We start from the raw sequence: 649 nt of genomic DNA on the forward strand, positions 1-649 counted from the left end.
ATCAACCCGCTGGCGATCCTGGACGATGGCAACCTGTACGCGCTGGACGGCAAGTTCAACAGCGACGACAACGCCAACTTCCGCCACAAGGAACTGGTCGCGATGCGCGACAAGTCCCAGGAAGATGAAACCGAAGTGACCGCTTCGGAGCTGGACATCAACTACGTCACCATGGACGGCAACATCGGCTGCATGGTGAACGGTGCCGGCCTGGCCATGGCCACCATGGACGTCATCAAGCTCAACGGCGGCGAGCCGGCGAACTTCCTGGACGTGGGCGGCGGTGCGAACAAGCAGCGCGTCATCGAAGCGTTCAAGCTGATCCTGTCCTCGGACAAGGTTGAAGGCATCTTCGTCAACATCTTCGGCGGCATCGTCCGCTGCGACATGATTGCCGAAGGCATCATCGCCGCCGTGAAGGAAGTGGGCGTCAAGGTTCCGGTCGTGGTGCGCCTGGAAGGCACCAACGTGGAAGAGGGCAAGCAGCTGCTGCGTGACAGCGGCATGGCCATCATCCCGGCTGACAACATCAACGACGGCGCCAAGAAGGTCGTTGAAGCGGTCAAGAACGCCGCCTGATCCACGACACCGAAGGAAATTCCCATGTCTGTTTTGATTAACAAGAACACCAAGGTGATCGTGCAGGGCT

1 pseudogene is annotated in these 649 nt (G+C 59.5%); it reads left to right on the forward strand.

The features are described from left to right. Nucleotides 1–579: pseudogene (sucC, locus tag A7X97_RS01700) on the forward strand (succinate--CoA ligase subunit beta); the annotation flags it as partial. Between the last annotated feature and the right edge of the window lie 70 nt (nt 580–649).

It is taken from the genome of Stenotrophomonas sepilia, assembly GCF_003244875.1.
Lineage (GTDB): Bacteria > Pseudomonadota > Gammaproteobacteria > Xanthomonadales > Xanthomonadaceae > Stenotrophomonas > Stenotrophomonas sepilia.